The organism is Aliidiomarina sp., from assembly GCF_047920995.1.
In the GTDB taxonomy this organism is placed as follows: domain Bacteria; phylum Pseudomonadota; class Gammaproteobacteria; order Enterobacterales; family Alteromonadaceae; genus Aliidiomarina.
Genome location: NZ_JBLRWZ010000090.1, coordinates 1 through 578, shown reverse-complemented (window position 1 = coordinate 578; position 578 = coordinate 1). Strand labels below are relative to the sequence as shown.

At 50.0% G+C, this 578-nt stretch carries 2 protein-coding genes; both read left to right on the top strand.

Going from position 1 to position 578, the window contains the following annotated elements:
* The coding region (locus tag ACNA7P_RS11240) for an iron-sulfur cluster assembly protein (protein ID WP_416258713.1) at nt 1-293 on the top strand (293 nt) is incomplete at its 5' end.
* Between the two features lie 41 nt (nt 294-334).
* A partial coding sequence (locus ACNA7P_RS11235; RefSeq protein ID WP_416258712.1) for a SufE family protein occupies nt 335-578 on the top strand: 244 nt, incomplete at its 3' end.

Here is a 578-nt window from a genome sequence, read left to right as displayed (position 1 = left end):
AGGTCTGGCAGGCACTGGCCAGTGTTTATGATCCGGAGATTCCGGTTGATCTGGTCAATCTGGGTCTGATCTACAAGGTCGATGTTGATCAGGCCGGTAAAAAAGTCCTGATAGACATGACACTCACTGCGCCGGGATGTGGCATGGGGCCGGTACTGGTAGGTGATGTTGAGTATCGTGTCAAACGCGTACCCAATGTTGCGGATGTCAAAGTGGATCTGGTATTTGATCCGCCCTGGAGTCGTGACATGATGAGTGAAGAAGCGCAGCTTGAAACCGGCATGTTTTTTTGATTGAAGCAGACCGACCGACGCAAACAGATTGAGCCAGACGAATGAAAGAATTCGGTACCGACATCAGCAGCGACGACATCATAGAGACTCTGTCATTTTTTGATAGCTGGGATGATCGTTACAAATACATCATTGATCTGGGGCGGGAGCTGCCACCCTTGCCGGAAAGCGAGCGCAACGATAACAATATCGTGCGTGGTTGTCAGAGCAAGGTCTGGTTGAGCAGTGAGCAGCGAGACGGACGCCTTTATTTTTATGTCGACAGTGATGCTTTCATCGTCAAAG